Genomic DNA, 15,298 nt, shown 5'->3' with positions numbered 1-15,298 from the left:
TCAAATGAAACTAAAGCCATTCATAGGTTTAATGATCATTCTTTTACTTGGCTTAGCGGCAACTGTGAAAGCTCAAAAACTGACTATTTTTGTAGACAACTGGCCTCCATATAATTTCAAACAAAACGGCACAATTGTCGGTATCAGCACAGAGCTGATAGAGTCAGCACTGCAAAAGGCAAATATTCAATACAAACTTGCACTATACCCATTTAAGCGCGCATTAATCACTGTGCAGAAAATCCCAAACACTATGCTCTTTACAGTCGCGCGTATTCCGCAGCGCGAAGACAATTATTTCTGGATTGGACCCATCCACTCCAGAAAAGTATACCTCTACAAACTAAAAAATCGGACTAACATACAGATTAACAATGTTGAAGATATTAAAAAATATCATACAGGGGTTCTTTCTGGGGGGTCTGTTGAACAATTTTTCATAACCCATGGATTTCAAAATAAAGACTACTCATTAATAATCAACTCACCACAATTACTGAAAATGCTCTTTAAAAAACGAGTTGACCTTATTCCCGGAGACCCATTGGATTTGGCTTACCAAATGAAAAATTTAGGATATAAATATTCAGAATTAGAGATTGTATATCTTCTTTCTGAAGAAGGCGGGTATTACATGGTGGCAAATAAAGATACTTCAGATGAGATTATCACTAAAATTCAGAAATCCTTAGAAGAGATCATGGACACAGGGTTCAAAGACAGAGTTATAAATAAATACATTAAGTAAACTTGGTAGCGACATAGCAATGCCATCCTTCAAGAAAGGATACCACCTAACACTCCAGCACAACTCTTCTTTTTGAAAGATACATCATGGATTAAATCCAGAAATATCGCCTATCGCAGTACAATTCCTTCCCGCTGCCTTGGCTTTGTAAAGTGCTTGGTCGGCTCTTTTGTACATACTTGAAACTGAGTCTCCGGCAATAAATCCGGTTACACCTACACTGATTGTACACTGCGGTAAATTCTCGACATTCAACTCCATAATGGCATTACGCATTTTATCCGCCACAACAGCCGCCTCCTGTGCGTTTGCAGCAGGAAGCATACAGGCAAACTCTTCACCCCCTATGCGGCCGAGGGTATCATTTTTCCTGATACTTTTACAAAAAGTACCTGCAACACATTTCAAAACCTCATCTCCAACCGGATGCCCATGTGTGTCATTTATGCTTTTGAAATGATCAATATCCATAAGCAGAAGACTTATATTAAAGGATAACCGCTCAGCCTGCGCCAGATCATGCTTAAATAAGTCGAAAAACATTCTCCTACTATAAAGACCGGTCAGCTCATCTAATTCAGCCCGCTGTTTCAAATCACAAAGCAAAAATTTATTTGTAAGCTCAAATGCTACAGTCAACACACCAATATATATCGCAGTAAAGCAATATACTATGAATATATTTGTTGAGATCGGCAGTTGACCGGATTCTTGATAATAATGAAAAAAAGACAAAACCAAAGGCAAAAAATAGACTATCGTAACCGACACTCCCTTTCTTAACCCCAAAAAAAACACAAAAAACACCGGGAAAGACAGAGAAAACATCCATACTCTGATGTCATCAATGTACCACATTGAAATCATGCACCAAATAACAAAAAACGTAACAGTAAAAAAGTTCCAAATATGCGGGTATTTTGCCACATTCTCCTGCTGAACAGATAAAGGATCACGATAAACACAGCTTCACTATAAGCGATGAAGTAATTTTCTGTGTAATAAAAAGACAAGGCTTCAATAGGCAGCAAAAACAAGCAAACAATCATCAATGCCCGTAAAACTTTAATGCGGTACTTATCATGAACGGCATGATAGCTTTTTAAAAAAGTATTTTCGATAAATCGCGAAAAAAAGCTCATTGACACATCCTTAAACTTACAACAGAGGATATTTACAAGAAGTCAAAACAATAGACACTGCATACTTATGTCTAAACCAAGATTATTGACATAAAATTTCAATAAATCAAACAATTATGCGCCACTTAAATACGCTGACAATAATATCTGATGAAACGCAGCAGCCCTCTTGCCTAACCTCATTCATGCATTATTATATGCCGATTAACCAAACACAAAACCATGGAGGGGATATGGTAAGCGGCGAATTCCTGCTGACAGCTTTATTAGTAGTATTAATGCCGGGCACGGGTGTAATCTATACAGTTTCCAATGGACTGTTTCTTGGAAAAAAGGCCAGCATTGCAGCTGCTGCCGGCTGCACTGCCGGTATTATTCCCCACTTGACTGCATCCATACTCGGCCTCTCAGCCATACTCCACACTAGCGCGGTCAGCTTCCAAATAGTTAAATATGCTGGTGCAATATACCTGCTCTATCTGGCTTGGGCCACATGGCGCGACAAAAGCGGATTGAATTTCAATAAACCGGGCGAACCCAAAAACCTGCGACTGATTGCAAAACGTGGCTTTCTCATCAATATTCTCAACCCAAAACTTTCAATCTTCTTCCTTGCTTTCCTGCCCCTTTTCGTGCCGGAAAACACAACATCACCGACCCTACACCTTACAATATTGAGCCTGATATTCATGGCTATGACATTTATAGTTTTTATTCTCTATGGCCTATCTGCCAGCGGTGTGCGCCACTATGTCACCCGCTCTCCCAACTTTGTACTCTGGCTGCAACGCTCATTTGCCGCTGCATTCGCCGCCCTTGGAATCAAACTGGCGACTGCCGAACAATAAATATTCCCCCCTTAAGCGCTAAACGCACAACCATTTTAATGCCCACCATTGTAAACAAACCGTGGACGTGATAATTATGATCAGTACTAATCCAGATACCGTTGCTTGAACGAGCAGGTATTGATTCTCACCCAAACACTCATTGAGGAGATAACCATGGCAAACTGTTGTGAAATGAAACCCGGCGATGTTTTTTACTGTGAGAGTTGCGGCTTGACTTTGAAAGTCGAAAAAGAATGCACTTGTACTCCCGACACAGATGACTGCTGTACTGTTCCCCTTAGCTGCTGTGGCAAGGAAATGTCTAAGAAAGACTAACTTACGCCATATCCCGGCAACACAAAAGGTCTGCCTATCAGGCAAAATGCTTTAAAATCGGCGACTCTTAACTAATTATTGAGTCGCCTTTTTTGTCATATCTAGATCAAAACACAATTTAGCGTATTAGAATCAGCTATTACTGTATATTTTTTAAGACTATCAACCCTTACAAACATACAAAATGATCGATTATCTGGATATGCGAACAATGTTGCAGGTCGGCGCGATGGTTTGTCTGACCCTTGCATTGATTATGACATACTACTCTTTTGCCCGTAAAACATACCAAGGCTTTCAATATTGGACTTCAGGCCTGATCTGCATAGGCATTGGGGCAGCCTTGGTATCTATGCGAAATTTCACAACAGAAATCGTTTCTGTTGTGCTGGGTAATTTTCTAATAGTCATGATGCCCTTTCTGCTTACCTGCGGACTTGAATCATTTCTGAAGATAAAATGGAAACTGCGAATATTTAATATTGTAACAATCGCCTTTTTTCTAATTGTCTTCACGTGGTTAACTTATATCACACCCAGCCTGCCCGGCAGAATTATTACCGTTAGCCTCGTTATGGCATTCTTCTTTGCACAATCCCTATATATTTCAATACAACACATCCCTTCTATTCTTGGGAAGCAAGAGTGGTCATTTGTTGCTGCTTTAACTGCTTGCACGCTTTCTTCAGCACTAAGAGCTACGGTTACCATTCTAGCAATGAACGATATAAAGTTTATAAACAACACAAACGCAATGCAGTCGGCAGTTCTCTTATTGATTATCCTCAGTGTGACTTCCTGTGCCTGTTCTATTTTAATTTTAAATTCATATAGAATGGAAAACGACCTGAAAGAAGCCAATATTAAAATTAAAAACATGGCCAATATTGATGACTTATGCAAAATTTACAATAGAAGGTTCTTCAACCAAAAAATAATTCAAGAATTCAAAAGAAACCAAAGGTCAAACACACCCATATCCCTTTTGATGATAGATGTGGACTGCTTCAAACTATACAATGACAAATACGGACATCAAGCAGGAGATCAATGCCTTTCAAGAATAGCCTGCGTCTTAAAGGAATCAGTCAGAAGACCTTCCGACATCACCGCAAGATACGGTGGTGAAGAATTTGTTGTTCTCCTGCCAAACACAAGTTCGGACGGAGCGAAAACAGTTGCTGAAACTATCCAAAATGGAATGAGTAAAATAGCAATACCTCATACAGACTCAACTGTTACCAACACAGTCACTTTGAGTATAGGCATAGCAACAGTTATTCCAAACCAGTCAACTACCCCCGAGATGCTGATCAAACATGCCGACCAATCTCTTTACAAAGGCAAACAAAATGGCAAAAACCAAATTCAAATACATACATGACAGATAATAAAATACAAACTTCACATCAGGCACACTTTGATATTGACATCTTATCACAGGAACAATAAACGCAAACTTGCTTTCATAATCCAACCTCCCAATACATAAACCAACTATCATAAAAATATTATCCATACTTGCGCATTAAACACTAACCAGAGATACAAAATCTAGGTATAGTGATACAACTTCGAAAACCAAGCAGGACCTAAACCAGGCACACACAAAATTGTTATACATTTAATGTTCACAATTAAAAACACTACAATTGTAATTATTTACCTGCTTGTATCAACAACACGGAAACACGAACTATAATCTTTAGTATAATAAAAATACATTACATGGTTTAAACCTCAAAACATGCAAAAATTAACACAAACTTCATAACAAATGCTACATAAATATCGTAGAAACCAGCTTCGCAAAACACAAAACGACGAGGCAACAGTAAAGCTTTCATGGATATTTAATTTTTTGGAATTTTAAAAATGATCAGTATTAAAGAAATGCAACAACGCGTAGCAAGTGCGCCGGATCGCTCAGACATCAAAACATGTCTCCGGGAATCCAACTCTATGGCACGTGCAGGTGATGCACTTGCGAGCATCAACTATTTACTAATCAGTATTTATGGAATCCTTAAAATCAGGGACTTAACAAAACCTGAAAAAAAAGCATTTCATGCTGACATATACAAAGTACTTGGCGGGATAGATTTGATGCCCCGTGTAAAGGAAGCAACAGAAGATGAAGGATCTCTGATCAGTCTGCTTGAAAACAAAGGCATGAAAGAGTTGTTTTCCAAGCTTCAATCCACAATAAAGATCATTAAAAAGCTGGAAATCAAAGCCCTGCAGCTTAAGGCAAAAGAACAAGAAGAAAAAATAAAAACTGCATTTGCCGGAATTAGCAGGGAATTAGACAAAGGGAATGTTGCAGCAGCGAAGAGCAAAGCCGACAGGATTCTGGAAAACAACAAAAAGAAACCAGAATACCTAGACAGAATTATCGACATATTTGAAGAAAAAGAATCACTGAAAGGCTGGTGGCACTATCTGCAAAAAAGATACATTCCTCAAACATGCACACTGGATGAAGCACGATACTGCTCAATTAAAATAGCAAAAATCAGGTCCCTTGATGTCCCGGATAATGCAAGGAACTGGTATCGCAACAGCCTTGATTTCCGCCTCAAGGTTTGGGAACTGACTCTTCAAGAAGACAGCGCAGACACTGACGCAATAGTCGAAGCGTGCTACAACCTTGCCATATGTGTTTACTACATGCAGGATAGAATCCAAGGAATGGCCCCCAGAGCTTTTGGCCGTGAATTAATAGAGAAAGGACTTGAATTTGCTCCAGACTCTTCCCACCTCAAGAAAATGGGCAAAACATTCGGGGTCAGACCCTAAAAAAGTATATCCCTTCACCTAAAGAAGTCACGGGATTTCATCTAATTATGGTCAGTTAACGATACTGATCATAAATATTCTCAATTGTACCGTCTCGCAAAAACTTATCTATTGCCTTATTGAACCTGCCCACTGCATCCTTTTTGCTCGGATGAAACCGGACCATCATGTCGAAAGAATCATAAGGCTTGCTGACAGTCAGGAGGTCGCCCATATTCAATCTCTTTATCTGGTAAAGTGCAAAGTCTTTATTCATCAAGGCTTGGTCAATGCGGTCTGCCAGCAGCATCTGAATCAGCTTGTTCTCATTTTCAAGTACATGTGCACGGATTTCACCGGAGTCAAAATAGGGGGCAAAAACCGGATAAACATACCCTCGCACAACGCCAACAACCTTTCCCTTCAACTCACCTACTGAATGCAACGGCACTGCTTTTTTCTTATTAAAAAGCACAATGGATTCTGAAACAGCAAACGGCTTACTGAAAACACCTAAAACTTTGGCTCCTTTCCGCCACGCAGGGTTGGACATCGGCTCGATGTCAACCGCTCCGGTCTCGAAATTGCGAAGCGAACGATTGAACGGACAACGCACATATTTGATATTGTCACCGGTCTCTTTGGCAAAGGCATTAAAAACATCCTGCACAATCCCGGTACGGGGATCGCCCTCTGAAAAATAATACGGAGGAAACGAACCTGCATGAAGCATTACCCGCAGAGTTTCAGCTTCCCCTTTACAAACAAATGGAGGGACAGCTATAAACAACACTGCGAGGACACAGATCGGCAAAACTCTCATTTTTTGATACCTCACGATTGTTGGTCGTGCATATATAATTTATTAAACATTGTGTATATCTTAAAGTAGACTTCGAAACAAGATTTGAATACAAATTTGGACTTTTTGTGTCAAATTCGATACAAATAGTAGATCATTTTTGCGGAGAAATATGTTGTTGCAAACGATCTTCACATCTTCATCGGAACTTCACAAACTAGGTCATATCGAGCATGAAGGAGCAGTATTCGTACTGCCGTTTATTGACGCCGAACTGACCGGACGGCTAGCCGAGGTACTTGTACGCCGCGCATTGCATCCCGGACTACTTGTACTTGTCAACGACGATGAACGGCTTGGATTCATGAAAGTGGCAAACTACGTCTGCTCCCACTCCTCTTCGCGCTACTTCGGATATCTGGCTCAGGACGCCTTTCCCGGTGATGGCTGGCTGCGCTCTGCTGTCAGCACCCTGGACCAAAGCGGTGCTTCTCTGCTGCCATTCAACGATGGGCGATTTTACGGCACTCTGGCCGTATTCGGGCTGGCCCGCCGCGACTGGCTGAAATCCCTTTACCATAAGTACCTCTTCTTTCCCGGCTACCACAGCAATTTCGGAGACACTGAACTTACAGCAATCGCGATTCATCAGGACACGCTGATTTTCAACCCGTCCAGCCTTATGATCGAAGTGGATTATGAAAAGCACAAGAAAGGCAACAACGAAGATGATGCTAAGCTCTACAAGCTACGCGAATCTCAGGGATTCGGTGGAATTATAAAATAATGGCTACTCCGGTTTTCGCAACAATATTCAGAAGCGCGATCATTTGGGAGGTTCGGCTGCTGCAACAAAAGCTGGAATCCAATGGGATTAAAGCCTTTGTCGATGATGAGAATATTAACCGGGATAAACCTTACCTCGCGCACACCTATGGTGGCATCGGACTTAGAGTCTATACAGAAGATGCAAGGCGAGCTGTGGAAATAATAGAAAGTGTCCAGCCGCCAAAACACCCATCCCAATGTAAGGCTACCTGCCCTAAATGCGGCAATAAATCAGCCTATCGCCTGAAATGGCCTAAAAAAGATTTCTATACAGCCTTACTCTTTCTGGGACTACCTTTTCTATTCTCTGACCGATTAGGGTGCACAAAGTGCAACAACATCTGGTACGGATAAAATAGGAGCAACCACATGAAAACCATAGACCTCTCCCACACAATCAAAGATGGCATGCCCGTATTCCCCGGCACAGAAACACCAAGCATCGAAGATGTTTTTACCCACGAAATGCATGGCTTCTGTGAACATCGGCTGACTCTTTTCTCTCATGTAGGAACACACGTTGACGCTCCGGCCCACATGATCAAAGACGCCCCAACCCTTGATCAGATGTCTACAGACAGATTCATTGGACCGGGTATATGCATCAACTGTACTGCTAAGAATTCACAGAATCCCGCAATAACCATTGACGACCTGATCCCCTACGAATCCGAAATAAGCGAAAGCGATTTCGTCATCCTCAATTCTGGATGGTACAAAAACTGGGGCAAGAATGAATATTTCACCCACTACCCGGCCCTGACTGAGGAAGCTGCACGATGGCTGGTAGACTTCGACTTGAAAGGAGTTGGGGTCGATGTCATTTCAATCGATTCTGCGGAATTAAGTGGATACGAAGTGCATAACATCCTGCTGGAGCAAAATATTATAGCCATCGAAAACCTCAACAACCTACATCAGCTTCCCGCGGACGGGTTTATATTCTCATGCCTTCCGCTCAAATATGATCAAGCAGATGGCTCCCCTGTAAGGGCTATTGCAATATACTGACAACGACGCATGTAAATAGCGGATATATCAAAATATCCGCCAAAAGCCATATAATCAAAAACCCACCCCTGAAAACCCCACCTAAAACCAAAAACCCTACCCTCAAATACAGTCTGTATCACCCAAAATACGGTCTTTAGCCCGTTTACATAAAATCCTCCCAGCCACATAATGCAATTGAAAGGGAGAGGCTTTACCTAGCCTATATCTAAGGAGGATTATATGAACTACGAAACAATCACAAAAGTAACCCAGGATATCGTTTTAGAAGGCTCCAAACCTGCAAAGGAAGTTGCCCAGTCCATAGGAAAACCATATTCAACCCTGCTGCGTGAAATCAATCCTTTTGATAACAACGCCAAACTAGGTGCAAATACTCTGCTGGAAATTCTTAAAACGACAAATGAAACCAAGCCGCTTGAATTCATCGCTGAAAGCATCGGCTACACTCTCAAGCGCCGCTTGAATTAAATACACTGACACATTTATAAAACAAAGCTGAATTCATAATGAATTCAGCTTTGTCATTTCTGGACTTTTAATAACTTTACGCAGATACTGCCGCCATGAAAAAAGTCAGTATAAATCTCACGCATGTGGCCACCCTCGGCCCTGTCGGGCATCTACCCAAAGCACCGGGGACATGGGGATCAGCCGCAGCCCTCATTACCGCACCGTTTTTATTTCTGCCCTTTCAGCTTCCGGTCAGAATCCTGATTCTGGGGCTTATTTTTTATTTCGGGGCAAAAGCCTGCACTGCCGCAGAAAAAGATCTGGGAGAGAAAGACCCCGGAAGTGTCGTAATTGATGAGCTTCTGGGTCAGTGGCTGGTTTTCCTACCTTTCCCTGCAGTTGTGGACTGGCACTTGATTGTGGGCTTCGTTCTATTCAGGATTTTTGACATCACTAAACCCTTCCCCATCAAACAGTCCGAAAAATGGATGAAAGACGGATGGGGCGTAATGATTGACGATGCTTTCGCCGGGCTCTACGCCATGCTCGCTCTCGGATTGATTCGTTATCTGACCTAATCAGCAAAAGTTATCGACGCAAAAAAAGAATCCCCGCCTTCATAAAAAAGCGGGGATTTTTTTGAACTTGAATAAAAAAACTAGTAGGTCAGCCGAAACTGCGCCCTTCTGTTCTTCGCCCAGGCGGTTTCATTATGTGCCGGATCGAGAGGCTCCTCTTCACCGAAGCTCACAATGCTCAGCCTTTCAGGGGCTACCCCCAGCAGAATGAGGAACTCATAAGCTGCACGGGCGCGGCGTTCGCCGAGAGCGAGGTTATATTCTTCAGTACCACGCTCATCGCAGTAACCTTCGATGACCATAGTAACGTTATCGAACTTTTTAAGAATCTCCGCTTTCTGTTGCAGCATGGGTCTGTATTCCTGCTTAATTTCAAAAGAGTCGAAATCAAAATGAACCATATTGCCAAGCTCAACAACAGCTTCGGTAAATTCTTTCTTGGCAGCAGCTGCCTTGCGGTCATCTTCAAGCGCCTGCTCCTGAAGGGCTCTTTCCCTTTCCAGACGGGCCTGTTCTTCTTTAGCAAGCTGTTCCTTGTTCTGCTGCTCAACCATCCTTTCCTCAACAGCAGGGCTGGCGGGGGAAGATTCGATTTGCTTCTTGGAACATCCGGTACCAAGACCGGCAATCATCATGAATACTACACACAAAACTATCGCTCTAGCTCTCATTTGCCCTCCTGAATAAGGAACTTTTAAGGACAGGAGTTTGTCCACGCTAAGATGATCCTACGTTATTAGCCTCTCAATAGACCAACCCTAAAGTGTTTTGTAAAAAAATCAAGTCATGGCTGCAACAAAACGGTTAAACCATTCCCCTTCTTACGACTTATGGGCTTTACCCCATGCAGGGGCCTTTGCAACACCATTCCCTGTAGGCACAAGCATTGCCGGATCGCCATGACGTGTGGTCAGGTAAATTTTATACTTACCGCTTCTGCTGGAAGAGAAAGCAAGAAAGTATCCGTCCGGTCCAAAAGCAGGCTCTTCATCATTACCGGGACCGAAAGTAAGCTGTCTTTCACTTCCGTTCTTCAAGTCATGCACAAAAATGCGATGTCCTAAAGGGGTCTGGCGGGAAAAAGCAACGAAACGGCCATCCGGGCTGATAGTCGGATTGGTGTTATATTTGCCTTTGGTAGTTACACGGGTAACCACCCCGCTGTTCATATCCAACATAAAGATATGCGGATTACCGAACCGGGCCGAGGTGAAAACCATCTTCTGACCGGTGCGGTCAAAATCTGGTGAAACTTCGATGGCCCAGCTTTTGGCGAGAGCCTTCTTGGGTTTGTAGTTTCCGTTAATAAGAAAGATATCGGAATTGCCATTCATGGTCAGAGTGGCTGCCATATTGCCATCAGGCAGGAAATCGGGACCGATAACAGTATTTCCGGGAAAACTTTTCTGGTCGATTTTTCCGGTAGCCCGGTCCCAGACACAAAGCAGGTGCTGTCGCGATCCCAGACGGGTAAAAACCAGTCTGTTGCCATCCGGTGACCAATTCGGGCTGAGATTAATCCCGCCAAGGGAACTGATCTGCCTAAGATTACGGCCCTGCGGACTTACTGTGTATATCTCTTTATTCTTACCGTCCTTACGCACAAAAGCGATTGAGGATTCAAAGAAGCCATCCCTGCCGGTGAGAATTCGCATCAGGTGAGAAGAGAAACGGTCGGCAATACGCGGAAGCATCTCCTCGGTAACCATGGAGTACTTTTTACCGAGTATGGTCCTGCCGTTAAAAGTTCCGATACATCGCAGCAGCAGGTTCTTATCTCCATTAGGCCGGATTTCCCAACCGGTGGTCAAAGCAAGATCAACCTTGGAAAGACGAAGCGGCTTGATATCAATATCACCGGGGCGCACACCTCGGGAAGGATCACCACCCAAAATATCAGTGATGGGCACAATATTCAGAAAAGGCAGGAAGGCAAGATCCTTAGAAAGATCATCACTAAAAGTCCCTGCCTCTGCGGGCAAAGGCAGATCCTTGTCCTTTGAATTTTTATATTTTCCTTCGGGAACAGTCTTCGGCGGCAGCAGGATAATATTCACTTTTCGCTGGCCGGGACCGTAGATATCAACAGTCAGGGTATCCGCAGCAAAAAGGTTGCCTGCAGCAAACAGCATCAGCATAAATACTGCCAACAACCCAGATACGGACTTTTTTATTCTCAACTTATTATTTTTCATAATTTAGAACCTGCCCTACTGATCAAGATCATGCAGGTTGAAGTTTACAATGAGGGTTCTGATGGAATTGCCCGGAGGTTCGGGTAACACCTCGGTATCGCGTAGCGCAGTCATTACCGAGTCGTCAAAATCAACATTACCCGATGAATCGAGCAGTTTGATATCGCTGATTTCACCGTTGGATCTCAACTGGATCTGTACCCGGGCCATCAGGTTCTGTTTCTGCCCGAAGACCGGATAACGCCAGTTTTTACGAACCGCTTCCTTAACAATGGAAGCATAAACCTGAACCAGCCCGGATGCCCCGGCAGAACCATCTGCAGAGCCGGTAACAGCTGTAGCCTTCGCACCCTTGGTAAGCGAAGCAAGATCGCTGGCAACGGCTCGACGTTCAGCATCTTCCTGCTTCTCCACCAGCTTGGTAAGGGAAGCAAGATCGGCGGCGAGGGCATCTTCCGCCGAGACTTCAGGTTTCTTTTCTACTTTTTTGGGTGGTGTCTTCTTAGCCACCTGTTTCTCAGTTTTCTTTGCCGGAGCCTTTTTCTCAACGGGCTTATCTACCTTTTTAGCCGGCTTCTTCTTGGTCGTAGTATTTACCTTTTTCGATGAAATATTTTTAGTCTCCGGCTTGGGCTTCGGTTTGGCTTTGGGCTTGGGTGCAGGTTTGGGAGCCGGAACTTTTGATGCTTCAGGTTTAGCTTTAGGTACAACTTTAGGCTTGGACTCAGGAATAGCAACAGCCCCCGGCTTTGAAAGCTTCGGGGCCGTTTTAGGAACGGGAGATTTTTTTACAGCAGGCGCAGCGGGCAACGGAGCAAGACTGACCAGATCAACCTTATAGACAGGCATATCCAGGGATATCTTAACCGGAGGTGAAATTGACCACGTCAAAGCCAAAATTATCAGACCGGCATGGAGCAGTAAAGATATGAAAAGGCCGATGATTTTCATCAATAAATTCGCCTGTAATATTCCTGAACTATTTCTTTTTCTTTTCCACGGGTTCAGCAACCACGCCCAGCCTGTCGATTCCTGCAGCCTTGATTTCGCCCATGACTTTTACAACTTCACCATAAGCGACATTCTTATCTGCTCGCAAAAAAAGCATCTTGTTCTGCTTTTTAACCAGCTTCTCAAGATGACCCTGCAATTCGTCAAAACCGACCTTGTATTCATCAAGATAAATCTCACCCTTATCGTTTATGGAAAGCACGAGATGTTCGTTATCCTGAGGCAATGAACGCACTGTACGGGTCTGCGGCAGATCAACCTCTACCCCTTGGGTCATCAGCGGAGCGGTGACCATAAAAATGATCAGCAGCACCAGCATGACATCTACGAACGGGGTTACGTTAATTTCTGCCAGCATGCCCCGGTTATTGGTGGATATCCCCATAACCTACTCCTCTGTTGAGCTTTTGCCGGTAGGCTCAACCCATGAAACCTCGCGCTCAACACGGTTGAGGAAAGTACCCGCAAAGTTGACCAGTTCAGTCTCAATGCCGTTCAATACACCGAGGAAAAAGTTGTAAAAAATTGTTGCCGGGATAGCTACACCAAGGCCGATTGCGGTAGCGACCAGTGCTTCGGAAATACCGGGTGCAACAGCTGCCAGAGCGGCAGACTTAGCAGAACCGATAGCATGGAAGGAATTCATGATCCCCCAGACAGTACCGAAAAGACCGATGAACGGAGCACCGTTCGCACAGGTTGCCAGAAAGGAAAGAGAGGTAGTCAGTTTCTTCAGCTCTGAGCTGACCTGACGGCGCAGGATGCGGCGCAGTGTATCCTTGATCAACCTCCGCTTATGGCTGGCGCTTACTGCGGACTTTTCCAGTACACGATACTCTTTCACCGCTGCGGTTCCAATGCGGTTAAGGGGTGAAGATTCAGTCTTGCTGATCTCTGTAAGACCGGAAGAAAGGGAATCCGCCTCTTCCATGATCTTGTTGCCCTTAAGGATCAGGGTCCGTGCTCTTCCAAGAGAGATCAATTTCCAAAAAATGATTGTCCAGCTCCAAAGGGACATGCCTGCCAGCAGACCAAGCACACACTTTACCACAATTGTGGCCTGACTGAGCATAGCAAAGATTCCGCCCTGAGGTAAAAAATCCATAATGCACCGCACCTTTGTTTTGCCGTCGGCCCGCTAAAGCCCGGCATTTAGAAAATTTATTTCAGCTTAAGCTCTGCACAATGGCAGGCAGAACCTTTTCCACCCCGCCCTGAATAAACACATCGCTAAATGCTGTATAAGCGGACGGAGCCTTGTTAATCTCAACAATCAGGCCTCCGGCTTCCTGAATCCTCGACGGAATCAGGCTTGCGGGAACAACTCCCCCGGAGGTTCCGGCAACAATGACCAGGTCGGATTGATCAGCCAGCGCGAATGCCTCCTTGTAAGCCTCGGATGGAATCTGCTCCCCAAAGAAAACCAGATCCGGCCTGATCACCCCGGAACATTGCGGACAACGAACCGGAAGCTCGCTGTCCGCAGATATCCCATCTGCGGGAAAAGGCGAAAAGCATTCCATGCAGTAGAATTCACTGCAGTTACCATGAAATTCAATAACATTCATCGAACCGGCCCGCTGGTGCAGCCCATCGATATTCTGAGTGATTACACCATGCAGATACCCGTCTTTTTCAAGCCGGGCCAGACCTGCATGACCTGCATTCGGTTCAGCACTTTTGAGCATAGAATCCGCTTCCAGCAAAAATTTCCAAACCAGTTCAGGATCAGATTTCAAGGCCCGTATGGAAGCAACCTTGTCCGGGTCATGCCTAGACCACATGCCCCCCGGACTGCGAAAATCAGGGATACCACTGGCAACAGACATACCCGCTCCGGTCAAAGCAATGGCGCAACGCGCTTTCTTTATCAGCTGCGCTGCCTGCTCTATGACGGATCCAAGCTTGTCCATTGCACACCTATGAGCGTTTCATGATTTCCTGAACCAGTGCGCGGGAATTCTGCTCGGCCTGCGCGTACTCTTCAATGGTCAGTCCGGCACCGAGTGCTATCTTACGGCGCATTTCCAAACCGACCAGATCGCCGGGTGCATGGGCATCGTTGTTGATGACCAGCTTGGCTCCGTGTTTGCGGGCCAGTGCGGCAACATGACCGTTGGTCAGGCTGTGCCCCTTACGGGTGGTGATCTCAAGACAGACCCCGTACTCAGCAGCCAGCTTGACTTCCACATCGGTAATCAGACCGGGATGGGCCAACACATCAACCTTAGCCTCAATTGCGGCGAGGTTTGTACCCTCGGCGACAGGTTCCACAATTGTTTCACCGTGAACCACAACAATCTGAGCACCGGATTTACGGGCATGGTCAGCCATTTCCCCGATCAGTCCCGGAGGAACGTGAGTAAGCTCTACTCCGGCGAACACGTCAATATCAAAGAAATGTCCGTGGTTCTTTGCAAATCTGCGAATATTTTCAAGAATTATATCAATATTGCTGGAATCGGCATGGTCGGTCATAGCCAGCGCGCGGTATCCGGCAACTTTAGCCCGCCTTGCCAGTTCCGCCGGGATAAGCTCCCCGTCACTGAAAACAGTATGAGTGTGGAAATCTATCATCGTTTAATC

The 15,298-nt window shown here is 44.6% G+C and carries 19 protein-coding genes; 9 read left to right on the top strand and 10 right to left on the bottom strand.

What is annotated here, in order from left to right; all coding sequences use genetic code 11:
* Positions 1–4 precede the first annotated feature (4 nt).
* A complete protein-coding gene (locus tag ACNI29_RS14785) occupies positions 5–748 on the top strand; it encodes a substrate-binding periplasmic protein (RefSeq protein ID WP_419779138.1) in 744 nt (247 codons plus the stop codon).
* A gap of 84 nt (positions 749–832) precedes the next feature.
* Here the strand turns inward: ACNI29_RS14785 and ACNI29_RS14780 are convergent, their stop codons facing one another.
* Together ACNI29_RS14780 and ACNI29_RS14775 are read right to left on the bottom strand one after the other, a co-directional pair.
* Positions 833–1,606: a GGDEF domain-containing protein gene (locus ACNI29_RS14780; RefSeq protein ID WP_419779137.1), complete on the bottom strand. Its 774-nt coding sequence runs from the start codon at positions 1,604–1,606 to the stop codon at positions 833–835.
* 5 nt (positions 1,607–1,611) lie between these two features.
* A complete protein-coding gene (locus ACNI29_RS14775) occupies positions 1,612–1,890 on the bottom strand; it encodes a hypothetical protein (protein ID WP_419779136.1) in 279 nt (92 codons plus the stop codon).
* A gap of 185 nt (positions 1,891–2,075) precedes the next feature.
* Here ACNI29_RS14775 and ACNI29_RS14770 point away from each other — a divergent pair, with 185 nt between their 5' ends.
* From ACNI29_RS14770 to ACNI29_RS14760, 3 genes are all read left to right on the top strand, one after another.
* Entirely contained in the window at positions 2,076–2,738 is a 663-nt protein-coding gene (locus ACNI29_RS14770) for a LysE family translocator (protein WP_419779135.1), read from the top strand.
* A gap of 502 nt (positions 2,739–3,240) precedes the next feature.
* Positions 3,241–4,440 carry a GGDEF domain-containing protein gene (locus tag ACNI29_RS14765; RefSeq protein ID WP_419779134.1) on the top strand — a complete coding sequence of 400 codons (1,200 nt, stop codon included), beginning with the start codon at positions 3,241–3,243 and terminating at the stop codon, positions 4,438–4,440.
* 491 nt (positions 4,441–4,931) lie between these two features.
* Positions 4,932–5,855: a hypothetical protein gene (locus tag ACNI29_RS14760; protein ID WP_419779133.1), complete on the top strand. Its 924-nt coding sequence runs from the start codon at positions 4,932–4,934 to the stop codon at positions 5,853–5,855.
* 55 nt (positions 5,856–5,910) lie between these two features.
* Here ACNI29_RS14760 and ACNI29_RS14755 read toward each other — a convergent pair whose 3' ends face one another.
* Entirely contained in the window at positions 5,911–6,657 is a 747-nt protein-coding gene (locus ACNI29_RS14755) for a substrate-binding periplasmic protein (protein WP_419779132.1), read from the bottom strand.
* A gap of 151 nt (positions 6,658–6,808) precedes the next feature.
* On the opposite strand from ACNI29_RS14755, the gene ACNI29_RS14750 reads away from it, so the two are divergent.
* The 5 genes from ACNI29_RS14750 to ACNI29_RS14730 all read left to right on the top strand — a co-directional run bounded on the left by ACNI29_RS14750 (position 6,809) and on the right by ACNI29_RS14730 (position 9,506).
* Positions 6,809–7,423 (top strand): hypothetical protein, encoded by a 615-nt coding sequence (locus ACNI29_RS14750; RefSeq protein ID WP_419779131.1) that lies wholly within the window; start codon positions 6,809–6,811, stop codon positions 7,421–7,423.
* Positions 7,423–7,818 carry a putative signal transducing protein gene (locus ACNI29_RS14745; RefSeq protein ID WP_419779130.1) on the top strand — a complete coding sequence of 132 codons (396 nt, stop codon included), beginning with the start codon at positions 7,423–7,425 and terminating at the stop codon, positions 7,816–7,818. The genes ACNI29_RS14750 and ACNI29_RS14745 overlap by 1 nt, the downstream gene beginning before the upstream one ends.
* A gap of 15 nt (positions 7,819–7,833) precedes the next feature.
* Complete coding sequence (locus ACNI29_RS14740) at positions 7,834–8,475, top strand: cyclase family protein (RefSeq protein WP_419779129.1); 642 nt, start codon at positions 7,834–7,836, stop codon at positions 8,473–8,475.
* Positions 8,476–8,697: 222 nt separating this feature from the next.
* Complete coding sequence (locus ACNI29_RS14735) at positions 8,698–8,946, top strand: phage regulatory CII family protein (RefSeq protein ID WP_419779128.1); 249 nt, start codon at positions 8,698–8,700, stop codon at positions 8,944–8,946.
* A 95-nt stretch (positions 8,947–9,041) separates the two neighbouring features.
* Entirely contained in the window at positions 9,042–9,506 is a 465-nt protein-coding gene (locus ACNI29_RS14730) for a phosphatidylglycerophosphatase A family protein (RefSeq protein WP_419779127.1), read from the top strand.
* Positions 9,507–9,586: 80 nt separating this feature from the next.
* Here the strand turns inward: ACNI29_RS14730 and pal are convergent, their stop codons facing one another.
* The 7 genes from pal to ACNI29_RS14695 all read right to left on the bottom strand — a co-directional run bounded on the left by pal (position 9,587) and on the right by ACNI29_RS14695 (position 15,289).
* Positions 9,587–10,177: a peptidoglycan-associated lipoprotein Pal gene (pal, locus tag ACNI29_RS14725; protein WP_419779126.1), complete on the bottom strand. Its 591-nt coding sequence runs from the start codon at positions 10,175–10,177 to the stop codon at positions 9,587–9,589.
* A 150-nt stretch (positions 10,178–10,327) separates the two neighbouring features.
* Complete coding sequence (locus ACNI29_RS14720; protein WP_419779125.1) at positions 10,328–11,701, bottom strand: protein tolB; 1,374 nt, start codon at positions 11,699–11,701, stop codon at positions 10,328–10,330.
* A gap of 15 nt (positions 11,702–11,716) precedes the next feature.
* A complete protein-coding gene (gene tolA / locus ACNI29_RS14715) occupies positions 11,717–12,652 on the bottom strand; it encodes a cell envelope integrity protein TolA (protein ID WP_419779124.1) in 936 nt (311 codons plus the stop codon).
* Positions 12,653–12,680: 28 nt separating this feature from the next.
* Positions 12,681–13,097 carry a protein TolR gene (gene tolR, locus ACNI29_RS14710; protein ID WP_419779123.1) on the bottom strand — a complete coding sequence of 139 codons (417 nt, stop codon included), beginning with the start codon at positions 13,095–13,097 and terminating at the stop codon, positions 12,681–12,683.
* Positions 13,098–13,100: 3 nt separating this feature from the next.
* Positions 13,101–13,817, bottom strand: a complete 717-nt coding sequence (locus ACNI29_RS14705; RefSeq protein WP_419779122.1) for a MotA/TolQ/ExbB proton channel family protein — start codon at positions 13,815–13,817, stop codon at positions 13,101–13,103.
* A gap of 61 nt (positions 13,818–13,878) precedes the next feature.
* Positions 13,879–14,625: an SIR2 family NAD-dependent protein deacylase gene (locus tag ACNI29_RS14700; RefSeq protein WP_419779121.1), complete on the bottom strand. Its 747-nt coding sequence runs from the start codon at positions 14,623–14,625 to the stop codon at positions 13,879–13,881.
* Positions 14,626–14,632: 7 nt separating this feature from the next.
* Positions 14,633–15,289, bottom strand: a complete 657-nt coding sequence (locus tag ACNI29_RS14695) for a histidinol phosphate phosphatase domain-containing protein (RefSeq protein ID WP_419779120.1) — start codon at positions 15,287–15,289, stop codon at positions 14,633–14,635.
* Between the last annotated feature and the right edge of the window lie 9 nt (positions 15,290–15,298).

Origin of the sequence: Maridesulfovibrio spiralis (SeqCode) (assembly GCF_048571135.1) — a bacterium.
Lineage (GTDB): Bacteria > Desulfobacterota > Desulfovibrionia > Desulfovibrionales > Desulfovibrionaceae > Maridesulfovibrio > Maridesulfovibrio spiralis.
Note: the sequence above shows the minus strand (reverse complement) of the source record. Positions and strands in the feature narration are given on the sequence as shown.